Source organism: Caproiciproducens galactitolivorans, assembly GCF_004768785.1.
GTDB lineage: Bacteria > Bacillota > Clostridia > Oscillospirales > Acutalibacteraceae > Caproiciproducens > Caproiciproducens galactitolivorans.
Map to the genome: position 1 here is coordinate 17,884 of NZ_SRMQ01000011.1, position 18,751 is coordinate 36,634.

The following is an 18,751-nucleotide window of genomic DNA, read 5'->3' on the forward strand; positions in this document are numbered from 1 at the left end:
TTGCCTGTTTATGCCTTCCGCCGTTATCTCCTCTGCTTTCCAAAACGAAAGCTTGGAACTTTTTCAATAAAGCGAATCACGACATATAGCATACCGGTATTAATCGGAAGCATAATCAGATTTTTTATAATTCGTGCGGAAACAATGGCATAAAAAGCCTTCCCGTACGCAAGCGAAAGCCAAATGGTAGAAAGGAAAATATTAATCACAAGCATTACAACCGTATTCGCTGCAAAAACCTGCTTTACGGTTATCTTCTTTTTATAAAGAACCAGCGCATAGATAAATCCGGTTAAAAACGCATCCAGGGTGAAACCCGGGATAAACGGTCCCGTCGGGCGGACAACAAAATTCACCAGATCGCTCACGGCGCCAACAATACCGCCCACCAAAGGACCATAAAGAGCGCCCGATACCGCAATTGCAAGAAACGAAAAGCGAATCTGCAGCACATTGGATATAACAATGGAAAAAAGGCCAAGCACCACATTTAAAGCAATCAGCAAGCCGCAGACGGCAATGGTTGACGCATTTTTCAATTCTTCAGCGGATTGTTTTACAGACTGAAAAAAAGTATACATTAAAAAGCCTCCTTCATGTTTTTTTCTGCTACATAAAAGAGGCTTTCCCTCAAAGTATGCAGCAGCGGGATGCGAATTTTGAACCGCAAGTTTCCTTTTCGTCCACCTGACAACTCCCCGTTCAGGCGGCACTTAACGCTCAAAATTCTACTCTGCCATAATTTTAGGGTTTTAATTCCTACAAAGCGGGGCCGCAACAAAAAAGCGGTTGCAGCCCTGTTTCATACTTAGTCAATCTCAACGGATACCTTACCGTTGTTACGGGTCGCGGCAGCGCGCATAACCGTGCGGATCGCCTTGGCAATGCGCCCCTGCTTTCCGATCACCCTACCCATGTCGTCTTCAGCAACATGGAGGTGATAAACAACGGTACCATCCTCTTTGGGTTCGTCAACGTCCACACTAACGGCAGACGGATCTTCGACAAGCCCCTGTGCGATTGTAACCAGCAGTTCTTTCATGATTAACCCTCCGCGATTACAGTACACCGTTGCTCTTTAAAAGAGCTTTTACGGTATCTGTTGGTTGCGCACCGTTTGCAATCCATTTCTTGGCCTTTTCGGCGTCAACCTTTACAACAGCAGGTTGCTCCAACGGATTGTAGTAACCGATTTCCTCGATAAAACGACCATCGCGCGGGAAACGGGAATCTGCAACAACTATGCGATAGAAAGGAGCTTTTTTTGCACCCATTCTGCGTAATCTGATCTTAACGGACATAATGTTTCACCTCCATGAATTGATAAAATATCTTCACCAAAAATTCCTTCTTGGATGAATTCAGCTTAAAACGGCATACCTATTCCGGGGAACCGGCGTCTGCCGCGGCCTTTTAGCTGCTTCATCAGCTTCTGCATCTGCTCAAGCTGCTTTAAAAGCCGGTTAACGTCCTCCACCTTCATACCGCTTCCGGCGGCCACGCGCCTTTTCCGGGAAGGATTGATAATTGAGGGCTTGCTACGCTCCTCCGGCGTCATGGAAAGGATAATGGCGGCGATACGGTCCATTTCCCGGTCGTCAATATCCACATCCTTCAACTGCTTTTCCATTCCCGGCAGCTTGGAAAGCACATTTTTTAGCGGCCCCATCTTTTTTACCTGCATAAGCTGATCCAGCAGATCGTTGAAGTCGAACTTGTTCTGCATCAGCTTCTGGGCCGTTTTCTCCGCAGCCTTCTGATCCAGCTTGCTCTGCGCGTCCTCAATCAAGGACAGGACATCGCCCATGCCAAGGATTCGCGAAGCCATGCGGTCGGGGTGGAACACCTCAAGATCCTGCAATTTTTCGCCGGTACCGATAAATTTAATCGGCTTCCCTGTTACAGCGCGTACGGAAAGCGCCGCGCCGCCGCGGGTGTCGCCGTCCAGCTTCGTCAAGATAACGCCGGTGATATCAAGCATATCATCAAAAGTTTTCGCAACATTGACCGCTTCCTGCCCTGTCATGGAGTCCACCACCAGTAGGATTTCATGCGGGGAAATCGTACTCTTGATATCTTTTAATTCGTTCATCAATACTTCGTCGATTTGCAAACGACCGGCGGTATCAATCAACACCATATCGTTTCCGTAATCCTTTGCGTGGCGAATGGCGGCTTTACAGATTTCCACCGGCTTTTCGGTTCCCATTTCAAAAACGGGAACGCCCGCTTTTTCGCCGACAACCTGCAGCTGTTTGATCGCCGCGGGGCGGTAAATATCGCACGCGACAAGGAGGGGGCGGTGCCCCTTCTTTTTCAGCATTACCGCAAGCTTACCCGCATGGGTGGTTTTACCGGAGCCCTGCAGGCCGCAGAGCATGAGGATGGTCGGCGGAGAAGAAGGGCTGGCAATCTTCGCGTCACTCCCACCCATCAGAGCGGTCAGTTCCTCGTTGACAATCTTAATCACCATCTGCGCCGGCGTCAGGCTTTCCATAACTTCGGCGCCGACGGCGCGCTCACTAACTCTGTTTGTAAAATCTTTTGCTACCTTATAGTTAACGTCGGCCTCCAGCAAAGCAAGGCGTACTTCGCGCATTGCCTCCTTTACGTCGGCTTCGTTCAGTTTTCCTTTTGATTTCAGGCGCTTAAACGCGGCTGACAATTTTTCGGCAAGTCCTTCAAATGCCAATGGAGCCCCTCCTTCCTATTCGCAAAGCTTTTTGGTAACTTCCAATATGAGATTTGCATCCCTTTCGAGTTCATTGGAATAGATGGAATGTTGGTTAAACTCTTTTATGCGCTGCGCGGCTGCATGAATCTGTTCCAACCCTATACGCACTTCACGGAAGCGGCGGGCAAGGCCCAAACGCTCCTCCATGTCGAGAAGCTGGAATTCCGCGCGCTTTATGGAGTCGCGGACGCCTTGACGGGTAATCCCCTGGTTGTCCGCAATTTCGGAGAGTGACAAATCCTCGTTATAATAGCATTCAATTACTTCGCGCTGCTTTTCCGTCAGCATATCACCGTAAAAATCGAGCAGCAACGATATTTCCAAATTTTTTGTCACAGCTCGCCCTCCATTCGCCTGTAAAGTTAATTGCTTTACAGGTATGCATTATACAATAAAGCGTAGTGCTTGTCAAGAGGAAAAGCACCGCACCTTTTTACCTACGATCGCTTTAAAAATTTCTCAAGATAATTTCTTAGGGTATTCATATCCGCTGTAATATTTACAAGGAAACCATCATCCGATACGGACAAGCCGCTGAGATACAGAATATTGCCGTTTGACAGGGAAAGCCCGCTCGGCAGGGGGGATTGCACCAAGACGGTATTGCCCTGCACTTGAAAACGATCCGGAACTTCCCTTTTTACCCGGGACAAAAACCAGCCGCGCGGCACCGACAGCCGCCCGATCCGGACGGATTGCACGGTGGCGGTTATCTGTTTTGAAGCGCTGTCCCAGCCGGGCGCTACGACGGTGCTGATGCCGAGGCGCATTTGCTTGTAAAGCACGGGAACATAGACGTTTACCGTCTGATCATCATTGATGGAAAGCCGCACGCCCTGAATCCTTTCGTCCCGTGTGAGGCTACGGGACAAGAGCAAACTGGCTTCCTCCTCCGTTAGGAGCGCAGGCTCTCCCGTAACGGCGGCCTTCATCATTCTGACGGCAATGCCGTCTGTATGCTCCGCCGCGGCAAGTGGCGGATTTGGGTCGCTTCGCGCAAGGGCATATGCGATTCCAACTGCGGACAGCAGGAATACAAAAACGGAAAGCATGATAATCGGTATTTTACTGCGCTTTCGGGCTGTCTTCATAGAAGTCCCTCCCGCAAATATTATTCCCGCCCAAGGCCGCTTACTCACCCGCTTGCTTACTTCAGCTCCACAACGGTTACGCCCGCTTCGCCTTCGCCGAATGTACCGAGGCGGAAAGCGCGCACGTTCGGATGGCGCTTGAGATGCTGCTGTACTGCGGCGCGCAGGGTGCCCGTTCCTTTGCCGTGAATGATGGTAAGCTGTTCGATCCCGCTGAGCAGCGCGGAATCGATGAACCGATCGACGTTCATAAGGGCTTCTTCGACGGTCTGCCCACGCAGGTCACACTCGGTTGTGACCTTTGCCTCCGCCCGGCTTGTCATGCTGCGTGTAACCGTTCTGCGCGGTTTATTGGCGATTTTCTTTTTCTCGATCAGGCGAAGATTGGAAAGCGGAACGCGGGTTTGGATAATCCCGGCCTGCACCAGCACATTCTGCCCGTTTCCTTCCGGAAGCTGCAGCACGGTTCCCTGTTTGTCAATATCGTATATCAAAACCGAATCGCCCACCTTCAGCGGACGCGGGAGGACATAAGCGCCCTGTTCCTCGCGGCTGTGAACCGGGTCGGCGGTTTCCTCAAGGCTGCGCAATCCGGACTTCAGCCTTGCTTTTTGTTCGGCGCTGAGCGCTTTATCGCGCTGTTTTTTCAGCTCTTCCATTTCGTTCAACAATGCGTCAATCTGGCCGCGTGTGCGAGAAACAAGCTCGGAAGCCTGGCGGTGTGCCTTTTCCAGCTCCTGATCCGCTTTTTTCTGAATGCTGTCGCGGATTTTCTCCGCTTCCTGCCGTGCGCGCTCGGCCTCCAAGCGAACCTTCTCGGTTTGCGCGCGCTCGGCCTCCAATTTCTGGCGGCTGGTTTCCAGACTTTGCACCACGTCTTCGAAAAGGACGTTTTCGCTGGACACCAGTTCCTTTGCACGCTCCACGATTTCCTCATCCATTCCAAGGCGCTGGGAAATTGCAAACGCGTTGGAACGCCCCGGCACGCCGATAAGCAGGCGGTAGGTCGGGCGAAGTGTGTTTACGTCAAATTCACAGCATGCGTTTTCCACGCCCACCGTTTGCAGCGCGTAGGCCTTCAATTCGGCGTAATGCGTGGTTGCAGCAATCCGCGCACCCTTCCTGCGCAATACCTCCAGAATCGACATGGCGAGCGCCGCACCCTCGACAGGGTCGGTTCCCGCCCCCAGCTCATCCAGAAGGATCAAACTGGTTTCGTCCGCCTGTGCGATAACTTTAATGATATTCGTCATATGCGCGGAAAACGTGGACAGGGACTGCTCTATGCTCTGTTCGTCGCCGATATCCGCCAGCACCTTCTGAAAAACGGAGATGCGGCTGTTTTCGGCTACGGGTAGCAGCAGGCCGCACATAGCCATCAGCGTTAGAAGGCCGACGGTTTTCAGCGATACGGTTTTCCCACCGGTGTTCGGTCCGGTGATGACGAGGGTGTCAAAGCCGATTCCCAGCTCAATATCGGTCGGCACCACGCGGTTCGGGTCAATCAGGGGGTGGCGCGCTTTTTTTAACAGGATTTCCCCTTTATCGTTTACAAGGGGCAACGTTGCTTTCATTTTATAACCGAGGTTCGCTTTTGCAAAAATAAGGTTCAGCTCTACCGCCGCCTGATATCCGCTGATAATGCCGCTTGCGAAATTCCCTGTTTCAGCCGAAAGCTCCGCGAGAATCCGCTCGATTTCCGCCTGTTCCTCCGACTGTAAGACTTTCACCTGGTTATTGGCTTCCACCACGCTCATCGGCTCCACAAATACGGTTGCGCCGCTCGCGGAGGTATCGTGCACCAACCCGGCGATTTCCCCGCGGAATTCCGCCTTGACCGGAACGACAAAACGTCCTCCACGCAACGTTACGATCGGGTCCTGCAAGTATTTCTGATAGGCGGTGGAATGAATCATCTGATCCAGTTGTTCCCTTACACGGGACGAAGCGGAACGGATTTTGCGGCGGATGGAGGCAAGTTGTGGGGACGCGCTGTCCGCCATCTCCTCTTCGGAAAGAATCGCGCCAAAAATACGGTCTTCGAGATATTTATTGGGCATCAGGGAATCAAAGCGCCAATCAAGGCAGGTTTTCTGCCCTGCGCTTTTCGCGCGCCAATCTACAATCCCGCGCAGCGTACGAAGAACCCCGGCGATACGCAAAAGCTCCGCCATCGTAAGGGTGCCTCCTGCTTCCGCCCTGCGCAGGGAATTGCTGACATTTTTCAGCCCGCCGAAGGACGGCGCGCCAAATCGGGCCATCAGGGTATGGGCTTCATCCGTTTCCTGTAAAAGCCGCTGAACCTCGCTTAAGGAGTGGGACGGCGAAAGTTGCAAGGCGAGCTCCGCGGCATCGTCGCAGGCGGTTTCCCCCGCCAACATTTTGAGTATCTTATCGAGCTCAAGTGACCGGTAATGTTTTTGCATGTCTTCCATAGGTACCTCTTTTATTTCTATGTTCTTCCTTCGATTTTATTAATAAATAATTTTATTTATAAAAAAACAGACGGAATCAAAAGCATAGGGAGCAAAGCTCCGGTAAAACGGCTCCATTGTGCTCCTGTTACTCTTGCCCCGTTTTCATCTGGCGGTAAAAATCAAGCGTTTGAAAACCACGTTCCAGCGTACACAGCGTAAAATATTCGCTAGCTTTTGCAAGCTCCTTTAATCCCTTTGGCGAAAGGGTGAAAGAAAAAAGCTTTTCAAACTCAGAATAAATAATGTGGCGCATCCCAGTCAGCGCGCCGCGGCCCAGAACGACCGCCTGCTCGGAGGAAGGCCGATAGCAGTCCCCGCAGTAAATCAGCCCGCTGCGCGGAAGAAAAAACATTTGATCCGCTTCATAGCACGAACAGCCTGCACAACAGACCAGATTCGGCATATAGCCCGCCAACGAGAGCATCCGCATTTCCACAATCGCCTTTATCAGCGCGTTCGGCCGTGTTCCCTTACTTAAAAAATGCAGGGAATTCAGCATTAAACGCAAAAAATCCCCCGCCTCCGCTTCCTGTGGAGCCAGCGCACCCGCCAACTCGCAGAAATACTGGGCAAGGGACAGGCGCTCAATGTCTTTCCTCAAGTCAAAAAAGACTTCGATGGGCTGAGCGTCATCGATTATGTATTTATCCCGCCCTTTAAAAATGGAAAGGCAGGAATAGCTGAAAAGCTGCGTAGCGGAAAGCTTACTGCTTTTTAATTTTTTCGCCTGCTGGGCAAATGCGCGCAGAACGCCTTCCCGATCCGTCAAAACGGTTACAAGGCGGTCATTCTCACCCACGCATTTCTCCAGAATCACCAGGCCCTTGGTTTCGATTCGCATCCAAGTCCTCCCGCATCTGCATTTCCTCATGATTGTGCTTACATTGGCTGTAAATTAAATAATCGCTAATATTTCCCGTATGTTGAAAACAATTCCATGCAGTATTTTCATCCATTTTTCCCGCTCCTTTTTCATTGTGCTAATCAAAGTATTTGCCTTAAATCCTCTTATATGAGCGGTAAATAAATGTTTTATACCCATAAAATGACAAATTTCACTCTAAAAATATGCTTTTGCTATTGGTCAAAGCTGTTGCTGTCAAAGCCGAAGCTGCGCAAAACCTCCGCGCGGTTGCGCCAGTCTTCTTTTACCTTGACCCATAATTTCAGATTGATTTTGCAGTCAAAAAAGCGTTCCATATCCGAGCGCGCAAGGGTACCAACCTTCTTGAGCATCGCGCCTCCGTGTCCGATGATAATCCCTTTATGGCTGTCTTTTTCGCAATAGATGGTCGCATCGATATCGGTTATGCCGCTTTTGTCGCCACGCTCATGCATCCGCTCCACCACAACAGCAACACCGTGGGGAACCTCTTTGCTGCACAAACGAAGAATTTTTTCCCGTATAATTTCCCCGGCCAGAACGCGTTCCGGCTGATCGGTCAGCGTGTCTTCCTCAAAGAAATGGCCGCCGGGCATGGCAAGTTTCTCCAGCTCCGCCGTTAAATCCTTTATGCCGTTGCCGTCAATCGCGGAAACCGGTACGACCGCTTCAAACTCATAGAGAGCGGAAAGCTCGGAAATCTGGGACATCAGTTCGGTTTTCTGCGCCAGCAGGTCGATTTTATTGATTGCAAGAACCGCCGGCATTTGGAGCGCCTTGAATTTTTCAATCAGCGTCAAATCCGCAGGGGACGTTTTTCTCCCCGCTTCCACAACCAAAAGGCATGCATCCACACCAGCAACAGACTCGCTTACGGAACGCGCCATATACTCGCCGAGCCGGTTGTGCGGCTTTAAAAGGCCGGGCGTGTCAATAAAAACAAGCTGATATTCCCCTTGCGTCAGCACGCCCATAATGCGCGTGCGCGTTGTCTGCGGCTTATTGGAAACAATCGCAACCTTTTGCCCGAGCATCGCGTTCAAAAGGGAGGATTTTCCTACGTTCGGACGGCCTACAATCGCGATAAAGGCCGATTTCTGCCCTGTTTGCTCTACCATGTGCTTCTCCTTATTCTTCACGTTTTCTGCGGATACGGTCACGGATTCCAGTCGGACCCGATATGATAAAGACAATGCTAATTACGAGGGACACGGCAAGCGCAAGAAGCATCAGCGGCTTTGAGGTGAAAAACTGGAAGATCTGCAAAAAGGCCGCCGGCTGCCAGAATACGCATATTCCAACGGCAACGGCAAAAACAGCACAAACCAGAACCGCCCCTGCCGCCATATCCTTTACGATACGGACAACTGGGTTAAAGCTGGCAGCACTCATATCGCAAAGCTCCTCCGCCACCGTGTTGAACAGTTCCGCCGCCATCACCATGGCAACGGCCAAGAATATCGCCGCATAGCTTGTCCGCGACATTTCGAAAAAAAGCGAAAACACGAATACATACAGCGCTGCTACTGTATGTATTCGCATATTCCGTTCATTGTTAACACAGTAAACGATCCCTCGAAAAGCATATTTAAAGCTTTTAAAAAGTCGCAAACCTTATTCCTCATCCTCGTCCAGTACATAACTGCTTGTTCCCGGAAGGCCAAGCTGCGTCATGACCAATTCTTCTTTTTCGCGCATATGGACTCTTTGAATGCCACCGTTCACATGGTCGTAACCAAGAAGGTGCAACATGGAATGTACAGAAAGGTACCCTACCTCGCGCTCAAGGCTGTGCCCATAACGCTCCGCCTGTTCCACGGCCTTTTCCATGGAAATAACGATATCGCCCAGAATCTTTGCGCCGGTGGAATGATTAATATCGTAAACACCGTTTTCCCCCATTGGGAAAGAAAGAACATCCGTTGGAACATCCTTATTCCGGTACTGTTTATTCAGCTCCTGAATCTGTTGGTTGTTTACAAAGGTTACGCTGATTTCTGCAGGCGAATCAAATTTTTCCAGCCTAAGTACGGCGTTGCAGCACCTGCGAACCAGCATGCGTAAGCCCGTTGGAATCTTTACTTCTTTTTGCTTGTTTTCAATAATTACTCTAATCTTTTCCATAATTAATTAACGCCCGGCCTCCTCGTTTTTTTCATATGCTTTAATTATGTCCTGCACCAGCTTATGGCGCACAACATCTTTTTCATTAAACCTTACTTGTGCTATATCGTCCACATCCCGTAAAATTTTAATAACATCTTTTAAACCGGATCTGCGGCCGTCGGGCAGATCAATCTGCGTTACATCGCCCGTTATGACCATCTTCGAATTAAACCCCAGCCGGGTAAGAAACATCTTCATCTGCTCCGGCGTGGTATTCTGCGCTTCATCCAGGATAATAAAGCTGTCGTCCAGCGTCCTTCCGCGCATATATGCCAGCGGGGCCACCTCAATGTTACCCCTCTCGACATACCGCTGATACGTTTCTGCTCCAAGCATATCGAACAGCGCGTCATACAGGGGGCGCAGATAGGGGTCTACCTTCTGCTGGAGATCCCCCGGCAGAAACCCCAGTTTTTCCCCGGCTTCTACCGCCGGGCGCGTCAGGATGATACGGTTCACTTCCTGCGCACGGAACGCCGTTACCGCGAGCGCCACGGCAAGGTAAGTCTTGCCGGTTCCTGCGGGGCCAATCCCAATCGTAATCGTATTTTTCTTAATCGCGTTGCAGTATTTTTTCTGCCCCAGCGTTTTCGCCTTGACCGGCTTCCCTTTCGATGTTATGCAAATGCAGTCGCCTGCAAGCATTTCAATTTTTGACTCACTGCCTTCGTTTACTAACGAAATACAGTAGCGTACATTTTGCTCGCTCAATGCTTCTCCGCGGTTGATCAGCGTTAAAAGGCTGTCGATGGTGCGAACCGCCAAAGCCACCTCTTCCGGTTCCCCAGAAACTTTTATTTCGCTGTCCCTTCCAACGATGCTGACATGGTACTCTTTCTCAATCAGCTTGATATTTTCGTCAAAGTTGCCGAAAAGGGCAACCGCTTGCTCCATACGGTCTATATTAATCCTTTGTTCAAACATCCAATCACCTTAAAGAAGTATCGGCGGCAAATGTCACTCGATAAATTGTTTTTATTATAACACAACAATTCAATTTCGTCACCACAATAAATGTTAAAAATTGTTTCTATTCTATTAATATTTCTGATTCTTGGGCAATATTTTCTTCACATTTTATAAACAAATCATAATTCAGTCTTGTTCCGGTTATCCTTTCCGTCGTACTGGAGGTAATGATTTTTGCATCTTTCAGTTCCCCCTTTATCTTCTCCTGTATCATTTTCTGCGCCTGCGCCACCGCTTGCTCCTTTGTAAGCGTAACCGCTTGCATCTCCTCCTGCGTCCACGTTTCTTCGTAGATGCTAATCGGCAGAACCGAGTTCATAAGCTTTATATCGGTATGTACCCCTTCCGCCTGATAGCTCGCGTCCGGTTTCCCAACAAAAGTCAGCGGTATGCGGGCACCAAACAGGCAGAAGCTGCGCCTGGTTACCGTCTTTCCCGTCGGCTTTTTAACCATCTGTTTTAAATCGACTTCTGTAGTAAAATTGTGTGATGTTTCCGCAATCACCTTCCCTCCCGCATGCTTAAGGGAGACCTCGCCCGCATTATTTTCCACCACACCGCTGATCAGAAGCTGCCCTTCGACGACGGCGTCGCCTTCCTTCACCTGCGGAGTACCTGTATAAACCTCCATGGAAACGATCTGTCCCGTCCGGGAGGCTTTTATATTGCAGAAATTCTGCTTTTCCTTTTCGATTATGGGCGGCCGATCGATCTTTTCCTGAAGATGGATTTCGGCGCAGCAGCCTCTTGTGTTCACCGACATCCAGCTGATTTTCGGAAATTTCAGCATTAGCTTTTGCTGCAGCTCCAACGGACGCACCCTTGACTTCAAAGTGCCGGTGGTTATCCCCTGCTGGGTGAGCTCCAATTGGATCTGCTGGGTTGGGATGGTTTCATTCCCAACAATTTCGATACTCCAGACACGAATGGAAAGCAGATACAGCACAAGGAAAAACAGAACCGCACCGTAAAGAATCCCTTTGCGCTTCCGGATTCCCTTTGTCGCGAACGGAAAGCCGTGTTTATCCAGCACCTTTAGCTTCGCGTTCGCCTTTCGCGCGCAGGAGCGAAGGTCGCGGTAGTTTTGAACGGCCACGCAGGCTTCGCATTCCCTGCCGCCCTTAATATTCCATAAATTGATTCCGGAACGGGCGCAGTAATTCAGAAAACGTTCGGAACTGCCGCCGGGCGCTTTGAAGTGCACGTAGCCCAGAAGCCAGCGCGTCAGACGTAAAGAAATCATCCCTCCACCTCACACAATAAACTCAATCCCGGTTAAAAAGCCCGTCACCACCAAAGAGTCTGCGGTAAGGCATTTAATCACAAGGCCACGGCCGGAAAAGCGGACAATCAGCTTGCCCGTTTTAATCCGAACTACATCGGTATCATACTCAAGCACGCCGCTGCAGCCGTCTACAATTACTTCCTGATTCCCGTTGATTTCCATATGGGACGGCATTTTCAGCGGCGCCGTCAGCTTTTGGATATTCACTTTTTTAACCAATCTCATCGCCGCCCTCAACGTTTTGTCACATAAAGCCTATGCGAACGGTGGCGTAAATATCCGCGCGGCGGCATATATATAATTTTGTAGTGCTCAGATAAGCAGGGAATAATGGTAGAAACGGTGGTAGATATATGAAAATCAGACAGAACCTTCTGCTCATTCTTACATTTCTCGCCGCGTGTGCGCTGCTCATTTTCCCAGCGGAAGCGGCGACCGGCGCAAAAAACGGAATCTGCTACTGCCTGCAAATCCTGGTTCCATCCCTGTACCCATTCATGGTATTATCCGTATTCATTGTAAAATCCGGACTTTCCGATAAAATTGGAAAAATATTTGAAGGCCCCTGCCGCACGGTCCTAAAGCTTCCGGGAAGCGCCGCCGCGACCATTCTTATGAGCGCGGTCGGCGGGTACCCCACCGGCGCGCGCGGGATCGCCTCCCTGTATGAACGCGGCTCCTTAACGGAAAAGCAGGCGGCGCGCATGCTGTGCTTCTGTGTAAACGCCGGGCCCGCCTTTGTAATCAGCGCGGTAGGCGCCGGTTTTTTAAGGAATGCCCGCGCAGGCGGGATTCTTTTTGCTTCGCAGCTGATTGCCTCCTTTTTCCTAAGCATCCTGTGCAGCATCCCGGCAAAAAATGAAACGGTGCCACGCGGAACCGGAAAGCAGCGGAAAACCGGGATGGCAGACGCGCTTGTGCTTTCGGCGGCGGACGCCGCTCACGCAATGGTCGGGATGTGCTGCTTTGTCATCTTATTCGCCGCTTTTTTAAATCTGTTCCGAATCTGGGTAACGCACCCGGCTGCCTCGGCGGCACTATCGGCATTCATGGAGGTAACGGGCGGATGCTCCGACCTTACAAAGCTTGGGGTTCCGCTGTGGGCGTTTTCGCTTGCCATCGGCTGGGGCGGGGTCAGCGTCCATTTCCAGATTCTCTCCTTTTTTACCAACGTCAAGGTTCCTCTTGCCCGATTTGTTTTTTACCGCGTGCTGCACGGGCTGCTCGCCGCGCTGACCACCGTACTGCTGATGCGGGCATTTCCGGTTGATACCGAAGCGTTCAGCAATATCGCAAGACCGCTTACTCCGGCTCTTTCCGGCTCCGTTCCCGCTTCTGCGGCATTAATTTTTCTTTGCATCGCACTCATAATCTGCCTTCCTCGTGAAAAACTGGAATTTGAAGATACCTAATGCTATAATAGGGTTGTCAAAGAAATTCTATACACCCGAAGATTACATTTTTGAATTTTAGGAGAGCAGAAAATGTTTGGGAAGAAAAAAGAAAAGTTATTTGGCAATAATATTGAAATCAATTGCAAATACTGCGCAAACAGTACCGACTTTGACGGAGCGGACGTCTGCACCCTTGGAAGGTATCTTCAGCCGGACGGAAGCTGTAGCCGTTTCTCCTACGACCCGCTGAAACGCTCACCGAATAATCTTCCGCCTTTAAAGCGCTACCGCGCGGATGATTTTAAACTATAAACAGCACCTCTATGGTATAAAAAACCACCGCGAAATTTTCACGGCGTTTTTTTTAGCCCGTATCGATGAAAAACCTTTGCGGGAAATCGGGTTTCTCCATCCGGTTTTCGTTGTATTGAATTATAACATAATCGGGGCCGTCCGTCTAACCGACTCGGGTTTCCAAAGGATATATAATTCTTCATTGCCATATGCACGTCTTTACGCTATACTAAAAAAGAGGTGATAAAATTGAGAAAAGGCTTGTCCATTGCCGAGTTTGTGCTCGGAATCATTACCGCATTATGCGGCGCGGCGGTTGTTGCGCTGAGCGCCGTCAGTCTGAAACAGGAAAACTGAACGATTTACTGAAACCGCACCGTTGTTCCATTGGAACACAGGTGCAGTTTTGTTTCTACAGGATTCTTCTTCCGGAGCGGTATAAAAACATAAGAAAAACATAAACTATTCAAATAACAATAACAGAATCGGAGAAAATAATGAACGAAAAACGCTTTAAAAGGCTGCCCCGGCATATTGGAATTATTCCCGACGGAAATCGAAGATGGGCGGTAAAAAACGGATATGAAAAACAGGACGGATACCGGTTCGGCATCCAGCCCGGTTTTGAGCTTTACAGGCTTTGCCTGGAACTGGGCATTCAGGAAATGACATTTTATGGCTTTACGATTGACAATACCAAACGCCCAGCTGTACAGACCCGGGCGTTTCAGAAAGCCTGCGTGGACGCGGTTCAGAATTTGGCAAATCAGGACGCCGACCTTCTGATCGTCGGCAATACGAATTCCCCTTTGTTTCCTCCGGAACTGCTTCCCTATTCCGAGCGGGTCAAATTCGGCCGCGGGCTTATGAAAATCAATTTTCTCGTAAATTACGGCTGGAACTGGGATCTTAGCTGTTCGCTGAAAAATACGGATGCAAAATTTAACGGAAATCTGGCAAATACGATCGCATCCGCCGATATTTCAAGAATCGACCTGATTATCCGCTGGGGCGGTCGGCGGCGTTTAAGCGGTTTCCTGCCGATCCAGTCGATCTACGCGGATATTTACGTTTTGGATGAGCTTTGGCCCGATTTTAAACCGGAACAGTTCTACAGAGCATTGGAATGGTATCAGGAACAGGACGTCACGCTCGGCGGCTAAAACAGCATTCCATAAATGCCAAGAAGAATGACAATCGCGCCAGACAGAAGCGAAACGTAACGGGACAGAAATTTTGGGATGCAGCGTTCTCCCACATGGTATCCCAGGGTAATAAACAGCATACTTACGATAAAAGTGCAGAGGGTTGTGGTATAAATTTCAAGGCCTGCAAAGCTTGCGCCTACGCCCATTCCGAAATTATTAATCGTTAGTGCCAGAGCGAGAACGGCGGATTCCTTCGCATCAATCGTGCCCGAACAGTCCATATCCGCTTTTTCAGGCTCTTTCAGCATACGGTTCAGATCGATTTTTTGTCCTTGTTCTTCCGGTTCCTTCTTCTGCGGCTTTTTAAAAAAATCCTTTAAGAACCAGATCCCAATTCCGATCAATAAAATACTGCCAATTCGATTGGATGCGCCTGCAGGAAGATATCCGGATACCGTTTTCCCAATCGACATAGAAAAAAAAGTACCGGCGCCAATAATGGCGGCAATGAAAAAATTAATAAAAAATCCAATTTTAATCTTACGCATGCCAAATGTGATTGCAACGGCAAAATTGTCTAGATTTGCAGAAAGAGCAAATAGAAACGCAGAAAGAAAATTCACATGCATTCACCCGCCAAGCGCTTTTATTTCTATAATAATGCAGCAGGCGAATTTTTGTGCAAGGCCTCGATTCAATATATTCTTTTCCATTTTCCTATAACAAAATATACTAGCGGTTCAGAAGGATAGTGCTCGCGATTCTGGCAAAGCTATATCTGTTCGCAGACTTTATATTTAGGAGGAGAAGCGAATGACGACACATGAAACGCGTACAGAAACCAAACCATCAAGCGGAGGTTCAGAACTTTTACGGTGGATAGGAAGGTTTGTCATTGTAGCAATTATCCTTATGGTTGTATCCTTCTTAACCCCCGGATTTACCATCCAGGGATTGTGGTCGTTCTTACTGGCTGCGGTAGTGATCAGCCTACTCGATTATCTTGTGGAAAGAATCATGGGCATTGATGCTTCGCCATTCGGCAAAGGATTAGCCGGATTCTTCATTTCCGCGGTCATTATATACGTCACACAATTTTTGGTGCCCGGTATGAGTGTTTCCATTATCGGCGCAATACTCGGTGCCTTGGTAATTGGTGTTCTGGACGCCCTGTTCCCGGTCAGGGTAATGTAAAACGGGGTTAAAAAAGGGGGCTGCCAAATGGCAGCCCCCTGATTTTTTACTTACCCGATAAATTGCTGTGTCCAGATATACTGTCCTTTTGCATTTTTTGCAATGCCTACGCCGATCTGCGTAAAGGAGGAATTCAGAATATTGGCTCTATGGCCCGAGGAGTTCATCCAGCCCTGCATAACCTGCTGGGGAGAAGTCTGGCCCATTGCAATATTTTCACCAGCAGTACGGTAGCTGATGCCAAACTGCTTCATCATATCAAACGGTGAACCATAAGTCGGGGAAGTATGGTCAAAATAGTTTAACTTCGCCATATCTTCAGACTTCAGGGTTGCTGTTTTAGTAAGCTGAGAATTTACCGTAAGCGCTTTTAAACCGGCTTTTGCTCTTTCCTGATTGACAAGCTGAACGACCTGATTCTGGAAAGAGGAATAGCTTCCGGTTGAGGCTGTGTTTGAAGAATCACTCTGGGAAGCAGGTTTGGAGCTTGAAGAATTCGGTTTTGACAAGGAGCCGGAGCCCGACGTGCAATTGAATTTCGACAGGATTTCACTAACCGTTATTTTCTTGTTGCCAATAACACATATACCGTTCCCGTTTGCGTTTTTCGTGCAATTGCTGCTTGCGCTATTTGTATAATTTCCCAAGCTGCAAGTGCTGCCGCAGGTATTCCCTGTCTTGCAGTTTGCAGTCACACAACTTCCGCTGCTGCATACAGTATTCCCCGCACAGTCAGAAGCCGTTCGGCAAGCTGTATCTGCTGTTTCGCCCGCCGCCTGTCGGCAGGTGTTTGAAGTACTGGCGTTCTGTTTCGTGGAAATACAGTTGCTGCTGTTTTGTGTGATTGCCGCTACTGCAGGAGAATTCTTCGCAACGGTACTTGTTACCGTGTTACCATTGGTTGGTATGGCCGATGCGTTGTTATTAATAATCGCGCCTACTGTACCGGACACAAACACACAAGCTATTAAAGCAAGTATTTTCGTTTTCATGTATTATCTCCTTTTCTTTTCTTCTGGGGTCCCCGATTGAAAGGTTACATATTTGTAACTTTTCTTATTACCAATAGTAACACCATCGGGTTAAGAAGACAATACTGAAAATTATGTAAACTAATCCATATTCTGGTTAGGAATTCAATTTCCGAATAATATCATACGCCTGATCCGTATTTTTAATAAAGCCCTGCACAGTCGTATCAATGCCGCTGTAATCATTGAATTCCACAAAAGCGTTGCTCAGCATATCCGCAAGCTCCTGCGGGAAATCCTTTCTTGCGGCAAGCGCGTCCTTCGGAATCTCTTCGGTGCGGGCGATAATACAGATCTCATCCGTAAACAAACCGTCTGCGCGGGCCTGGTCATAAACCTCGTCATAGGTCGCTCCGGCATCCACTTCCCCGGAAAGAACCGCGTTTAGAACATTATTATGATTCCCCAAAAAGACAACCTTTTCGAAGATCGTATCAGGATTCATATGGTTTTGCTTGATCATATCCCTAGCATACAAATAACCGGAAGCGCTTTTTTCATCGACATAAGCGAAAGTTTTTCCCGGGAGGTCGTTGATGGAGCGCACCCTGCCGTCCTTGCGCGCGATGATGAAGCCGTTATAGGAACAGCGGCCATTGACCTTCGGCGTTACCAGAACATTCGCACCGAATTTTTGGTGTGCATTTACATACGCAAAAGGAGAAAACCAGCCGATATCAATAATCCCTTTTCCAACACTTTCACTCAGCGCGTCGTAGCTTCGTACAATCAGCGTGCGGCATTTCAGCCCGATGCTGGAACAGACCCGCTCCAAAATAGGCACATAAGTCTTTTTTATGCGCTCTGGCTCAACAAAAGGATTGACTCCAAAGATGATTTCGTTTGCCTTTTTAAAATGCAAAGCGTTAAGCTGCAGCGATTCCGACGTTTCCCCGATTTTGTTGCAGAAATCAAGAACCGTCTGGTTTTTCTTTTGCTGTACATCCACCATCTGTATCGCTTTGTAGGAAACATCGTGCGTTTCCTGTACGGCGTTCGCAACAGTACTGACGGCGCTTTCAATCTCGCTGGCCGTGTTTTTCTGCATGATGGACTCTTCCGTAATGGCAACAAGCGAACTTTGAACATCTTTTAAAATTGAATTGATGCCTTGAATAATTTCCGTCGACTCATTGACGATATTATCCACATTCTTCATCTTATCCCGGATATCGGACATCGCCGTATTGGACGTATCGATTTTTTCGATAATGTTTTTAACAACGCCTTCAATAACAGAAATCGCTTCGTCCGTCTGAACCGCAAGCCTTCTGATTTCGCCGGCAACCACCGAAAACCCGCGCCCCGCCTGCCCGGCTCTGGCCGCTTCAATCGCGGCGTTCAGGGCAAGCAAATTTGTCTGGCTGGAAATTTTGCGGATATAATCCACAATTTCATTAATTTTATTGGAGGATTCCTGAAGCTCAAGATTGCTGTCGGAAGCCACTTTCACCCTGGAGGTAAGGTCGAGAATAAAGTCGCCGATCCCGCGCAGGGTTTGTTCGTTTTTATCCAGCATTTCCACCGAGGTTTCGGAATGCTCCTTGATTTTCACGATACCGGAATTTAGCGCGTTGCATATGCCAGCCAATTCATTGATGCTTGCATTGATTTCTTCGGTACTGGCGGCATTCTGCTCACTCAGCCTTTCAATATCATAAGAAATCTCCGTAAGTTTCTCAAACGTTTTCATATTATCCTTTGAAAGCCAAATGAGCTGCTGGGAATCAAACCCCATCGTCTCCGCCACACGAAACAGTTCCTCGCCTAAATCACTTTCGTTTTGCGGGTTCTGCGCCGTAGAATAGGAAACTTCGCCCGTTTCGCCAAAGATAGCGTTGGCGCCGAAAAGAATAAGAGCGCTGCCGATAACAGAGAAAAGGAACCCCGCCACACCGTTAAAATGGAATAGCAACGCTATTCCCTGCAGGAGAACAATTCCCGCTAAGGAAATCAGCAAAGGTTTTTTGAAAGTCGTATTCATTTCCCTACCGCCTTGAAATTCAGTTCAAAACTGATTAAAATTTTACTCTTTTACGTTTATTCCATGTTTAAATTTCACAACGACAAACTTATATGTATTAT

The 18,751-nt window shown here is 48.8% G+C and carries 21 protein-coding genes and 1 riboswitch; of the genes, 4 read left to right on the forward strand and 17 right to left on the reverse strand.

Annotated features, from left to right (window positions below; translation table 11 throughout):
- Window positions 1-23: 23 nt before the first annotated feature.
- The 14 genes from CAGA_RS10445 to CAGA_RS10510 all read right to left on the reverse strand — a co-directional run bounded on the left by CAGA_RS10445 (window position 24) and on the right by CAGA_RS10510 (window position 11,830).
- Complete coding sequence (locus CAGA_RS10445; RefSeq protein WP_135660585.1) at window positions 24-581, reverse strand: folate family ECF transporter S component; 558 nt, start codon at window positions 579-581, stop codon at window positions 24-26.
- A 60-nt stretch (window positions 582-641) separates the two neighbouring features.
- Window positions 642-738: riboswitch (THF riboswitch) on the reverse strand.
- A gap of 70 nt (window positions 739-808) precedes the next feature.
- Window positions 809-1,042 carry a KH domain-containing protein gene (locus tag CAGA_RS10450; protein WP_135660588.1) on the reverse strand — a complete coding sequence of 78 codons (234 nt, stop codon included), beginning with the start codon at window positions 1,040-1,042 and terminating at the stop codon, window positions 809-811.
- A gap of 16 nt (window positions 1,043-1,058) precedes the next feature.
- Window positions 1,059-1,301 carry a 30S ribosomal protein S16 gene (gene rpsP, locus CAGA_RS10455; RefSeq protein WP_135660590.1) on the reverse strand — a complete coding sequence of 81 codons (243 nt, stop codon included), beginning with the start codon at window positions 1,299-1,301 and terminating at the stop codon, window positions 1,059-1,061.
- 65 nt (window positions 1,302-1,366) lie between these two features.
- Window positions 1,367-2,692 (reverse strand): signal recognition particle protein, encoded by a 1,326-nt coding sequence (gene ffh, locus CAGA_RS10460; protein ID WP_135660592.1) that lies wholly within the window; start codon window positions 2,690-2,692, stop codon window positions 1,367-1,369.
- A 15-nt stretch (window positions 2,693-2,707) separates the two neighbouring features.
- Window positions 2,708-3,070, reverse strand: coding sequence for a YlxM family DNA-binding protein (gene ylxM / locus CAGA_RS10465; RefSeq protein ID WP_135660594.1), 363 nt, complete (start codon window positions 3,068-3,070; stop codon window positions 2,708-2,710).
- Window positions 3,071-3,171: 101 nt separating this feature from the next.
- Window positions 3,172-3,825 (reverse strand): hypothetical protein, encoded by a 654-nt coding sequence (locus CAGA_RS10470; RefSeq protein WP_135660596.1) that lies wholly within the window; start codon window positions 3,823-3,825, stop codon window positions 3,172-3,174.
- A gap of 56 nt (window positions 3,826-3,881) precedes the next feature.
- A complete protein-coding gene (locus CAGA_RS10475; protein ID WP_135660670.1) occupies window positions 3,882-6,251 on the reverse strand; it encodes an endonuclease MutS2 in 2,370 nt (789 codons plus the stop codon).
- Between the two features lie 136 nt (window positions 6,252-6,387).
- On the reverse strand, window positions 6,388-7,143 hold the full coding sequence (gene recO, locus CAGA_RS10480; protein WP_135660598.1) for a DNA repair protein RecO: 756 nt from the start codon (window positions 7,141-7,143) through the stop codon (window positions 6,388-6,390).
- A gap of 236 nt (window positions 7,144-7,379) precedes the next feature.
- Window positions 7,380-8,303 carry a GTPase Era gene (era, locus tag CAGA_RS10485; protein ID WP_135660600.1) on the reverse strand — a complete coding sequence of 308 codons (924 nt, stop codon included), beginning with the start codon at window positions 8,301-8,303 and terminating at the stop codon, window positions 7,380-7,382.
- A 10-nt stretch (window positions 8,304-8,313) separates the two neighbouring features.
- The gene (locus tag CAGA_RS10490) at window positions 8,314-8,796 is read right to left on the reverse strand and encodes a diacylglycerol kinase family protein (protein ID WP_135660602.1); all 483 of its coding nucleotides are present in this window, start codon (window positions 8,794-8,796) and stop codon (window positions 8,314-8,316) included.
- Between the two features lie 3 nt (window positions 8,797-8,799).
- The gene (gene ybeY, locus CAGA_RS10495; protein ID WP_135660604.1) at window positions 8,800-9,309 is read right to left on the reverse strand and encodes an rRNA maturation RNase YbeY; all 510 of its coding nucleotides are present in this window, start codon (window positions 9,307-9,309) and stop codon (window positions 8,800-8,802) included.
- Window positions 9,310-9,315: 6 nt separating this feature from the next.
- A complete protein-coding gene (locus tag CAGA_RS10500) occupies window positions 9,316-10,275 on the reverse strand; it encodes a PhoH family protein (RefSeq protein ID WP_135660607.1) in 960 nt (319 codons plus the stop codon).
- Between the two features lie 106 nt (window positions 10,276-10,381).
- Window positions 10,382-11,563, reverse strand: a complete 1,182-nt coding sequence (yqfD, locus tag CAGA_RS10505) for a sporulation protein YqfD (protein WP_135660609.1) — start codon at window positions 11,561-11,563, stop codon at window positions 10,382-10,384.
- 9 nt (window positions 11,564-11,572) lie between these two features.
- Complete coding sequence (locus CAGA_RS10510) at window positions 11,573-11,830, reverse strand: YabP/YqfC family sporulation protein (protein ID WP_135660611.1); 258 nt, start codon at window positions 11,828-11,830, stop codon at window positions 11,573-11,575.
- A 128-nt stretch (window positions 11,831-11,958) separates the two neighbouring features.
- Between CAGA_RS10510 and CAGA_RS10515 the strand changes: the two genes are divergently transcribed.
- The 3 genes from CAGA_RS10515 (at window position 11,959) to CAGA_RS10525 (ending at window position 14,456) form a co-directional block, all read left to right on the forward strand.
- Window positions 11,959-13,017 carry a sporulation protein gene (locus tag CAGA_RS10515; RefSeq protein WP_135660613.1) on the forward strand — a complete coding sequence of 353 codons (1,059 nt, stop codon included), beginning with the start codon at window positions 11,959-11,961 and terminating at the stop codon, window positions 13,015-13,017.
- Between the two features lie 72 nt (window positions 13,018-13,089).
- Complete coding sequence (locus CAGA_RS10520; protein WP_135660615.1) at window positions 13,090-13,311, forward strand: hypothetical protein; 222 nt, start codon at window positions 13,090-13,092, stop codon at window positions 13,309-13,311.
- A gap of 479 nt (window positions 13,312-13,790) precedes the next feature.
- Window positions 13,791-14,456, forward strand: a complete 666-nt coding sequence (locus CAGA_RS10525) for an undecaprenyl diphosphate synthase family protein (RefSeq protein WP_135660617.1) — start codon at window positions 13,791-13,793, stop codon at window positions 14,454-14,456.
- Here CAGA_RS10525 and ytaF read toward each other — a convergent pair.
- A complete protein-coding gene (ytaF, locus tag CAGA_RS10530) occupies window positions 14,453-15,064 on the reverse strand; it encodes a sporulation membrane protein YtaF (protein ID WP_167875222.1) in 612 nt (203 codons plus the stop codon). The genes CAGA_RS10525 and ytaF overlap by 4 nt on opposite strands.
- Before the next feature lie 190 nt (window positions 15,065-15,254).
- Between ytaF and CAGA_RS10535 the strand changes: the two genes are divergently transcribed.
- Window positions 15,255-15,635, forward strand: a complete 381-nt coding sequence (locus tag CAGA_RS10535; RefSeq protein ID WP_135660621.1) for a phage holin family protein — start codon at window positions 15,255-15,257, stop codon at window positions 15,633-15,635.
- A 50-nt stretch (window positions 15,636-15,685) separates the two neighbouring features.
- Here the strand turns inward: CAGA_RS10535 and CAGA_RS10540 are convergent, their stop codons facing one another.
- Both CAGA_RS10540 and phnD read right to left on the reverse strand, forming a co-directional pair.
- Window positions 15,686-16,627 carry a CAP domain-containing protein gene (locus CAGA_RS10540; protein ID WP_135660623.1) on the reverse strand — a complete coding sequence of 314 codons (942 nt, stop codon included), beginning with the start codon at window positions 16,625-16,627 and terminating at the stop codon, window positions 15,686-15,688.
- Between the two features lie 136 nt (window positions 16,628-16,763).
- The gene (gene phnD, locus CAGA_RS10545; RefSeq protein ID WP_135660625.1) at window positions 16,764-18,650 is read right to left on the reverse strand and encodes a phosphate/phosphite/phosphonate ABC transporter substrate-binding protein; all 1,887 of its coding nucleotides are present in this window, start codon (window positions 18,648-18,650) and stop codon (window positions 16,764-16,766) included.
- Window positions 18,651-18,751 lie beyond the last annotated feature (101 nt).

Coding starts and splice junctions, on each gene's coding strand:
- CAGA_RS10520 (WP_135660615.1), top strand. CDS start 13,090: ATGTTTGGGAAGAAAAAAGAAAAGTTATTTGGCAATAATATTGAAATC.
- CAGA_RS10470 (WP_135660596.1), bottom strand. CDS start 3,825: ATGAAGACAGCCCGAAAGCGCAGTAAAATACCGATTATCATGCTTTCC.
- phnD (WP_135660625.1), bottom strand. CDS start 18,650: ATGAATACGACTTTCAAAAAACCTTTGCTGATTTCCTTAGCGGGAATT.
- era (WP_135660600.1), bottom strand. CDS start 8,303: ATGGTAGAGCAAACAGGGCAGAAATCGGCCTTTATCGCGATTGTAGGC.
- CAGA_RS10515 (WP_135660613.1), top strand. CDS start 11,959: ATGAAAATCAGACAGAACCTTCTGCTCATTCTTACATTTCTCGCCGCG.
- ybeY (WP_135660604.1), bottom strand. CDS start 9,309: ATGGAAAAGATTAGAGTAATTATTGAAAACAAGCAAAAAGAAGTAAAG.
- CAGA_RS10535 (WP_135660621.1), top strand. CDS start 15,255: ATGACGACACATGAAACGCGTACAGAAACCAAACCATCAAGCGGAGGT.
- CAGA_RS10500 (WP_135660607.1), bottom strand. CDS start 10,275: ATGTTTGAACAAAGGATTAATATAGACCGTATGGAGCAAGCGGTTGCC.
- CAGA_RS10525 (WP_135660617.1), top strand. CDS start 13,791: ATGAACGAAAAACGCTTTAAAAGGCTGCCCCGGCATATTGGAATTATT.
- CAGA_RS10445 (WP_135660585.1), bottom strand. CDS start 581: ATGTATACTTTTTTTCAGTCTGTAAAACAATCCGCTGAAGAATTGAAA.
- recO (WP_135660598.1), bottom strand. CDS start 7,143: ATGCGAATCGAAACCAAGGGCCTGGTGATTCTGGAGAAATGCGTGGGT.
- CAGA_RS10510 (WP_135660611.1), bottom strand. CDS start 11,830: ATGAGATTGGTTAAAAAAGTGAATATCCAAAAGCTGACGGCGCCGCTG.
- CAGA_RS10475 (WP_135660670.1), bottom strand. CDS start 6,251: ATGCAAAAACATTACCGGTCACTTGAGCTCGATAAGATACTCAAAATG.
- yqfD (WP_135660609.1), bottom strand. CDS start 11,563: ATGATTTCTTTACGTCTGACGCGCTGGCTTCTGGGCTACGTGCACTTC.
- CAGA_RS10540 (WP_135660623.1), bottom strand. CDS start 16,627: ATGAAAACGAAAATACTTGCTTTAATAGCTTGTGTGTTTGTGTCCGGT.
- CAGA_RS10450 (WP_135660588.1), bottom strand. CDS start 1,042: ATGAAAGAACTGCTGGTTACAATCGCACAGGGGCTTGTCGAAGATCCG.
- rpsP (WP_135660590.1), bottom strand. CDS start 1,301: ATGTCCGTTAAGATCAGATTACGCAGAATGGGTGCAAAAAAAGCTCCT.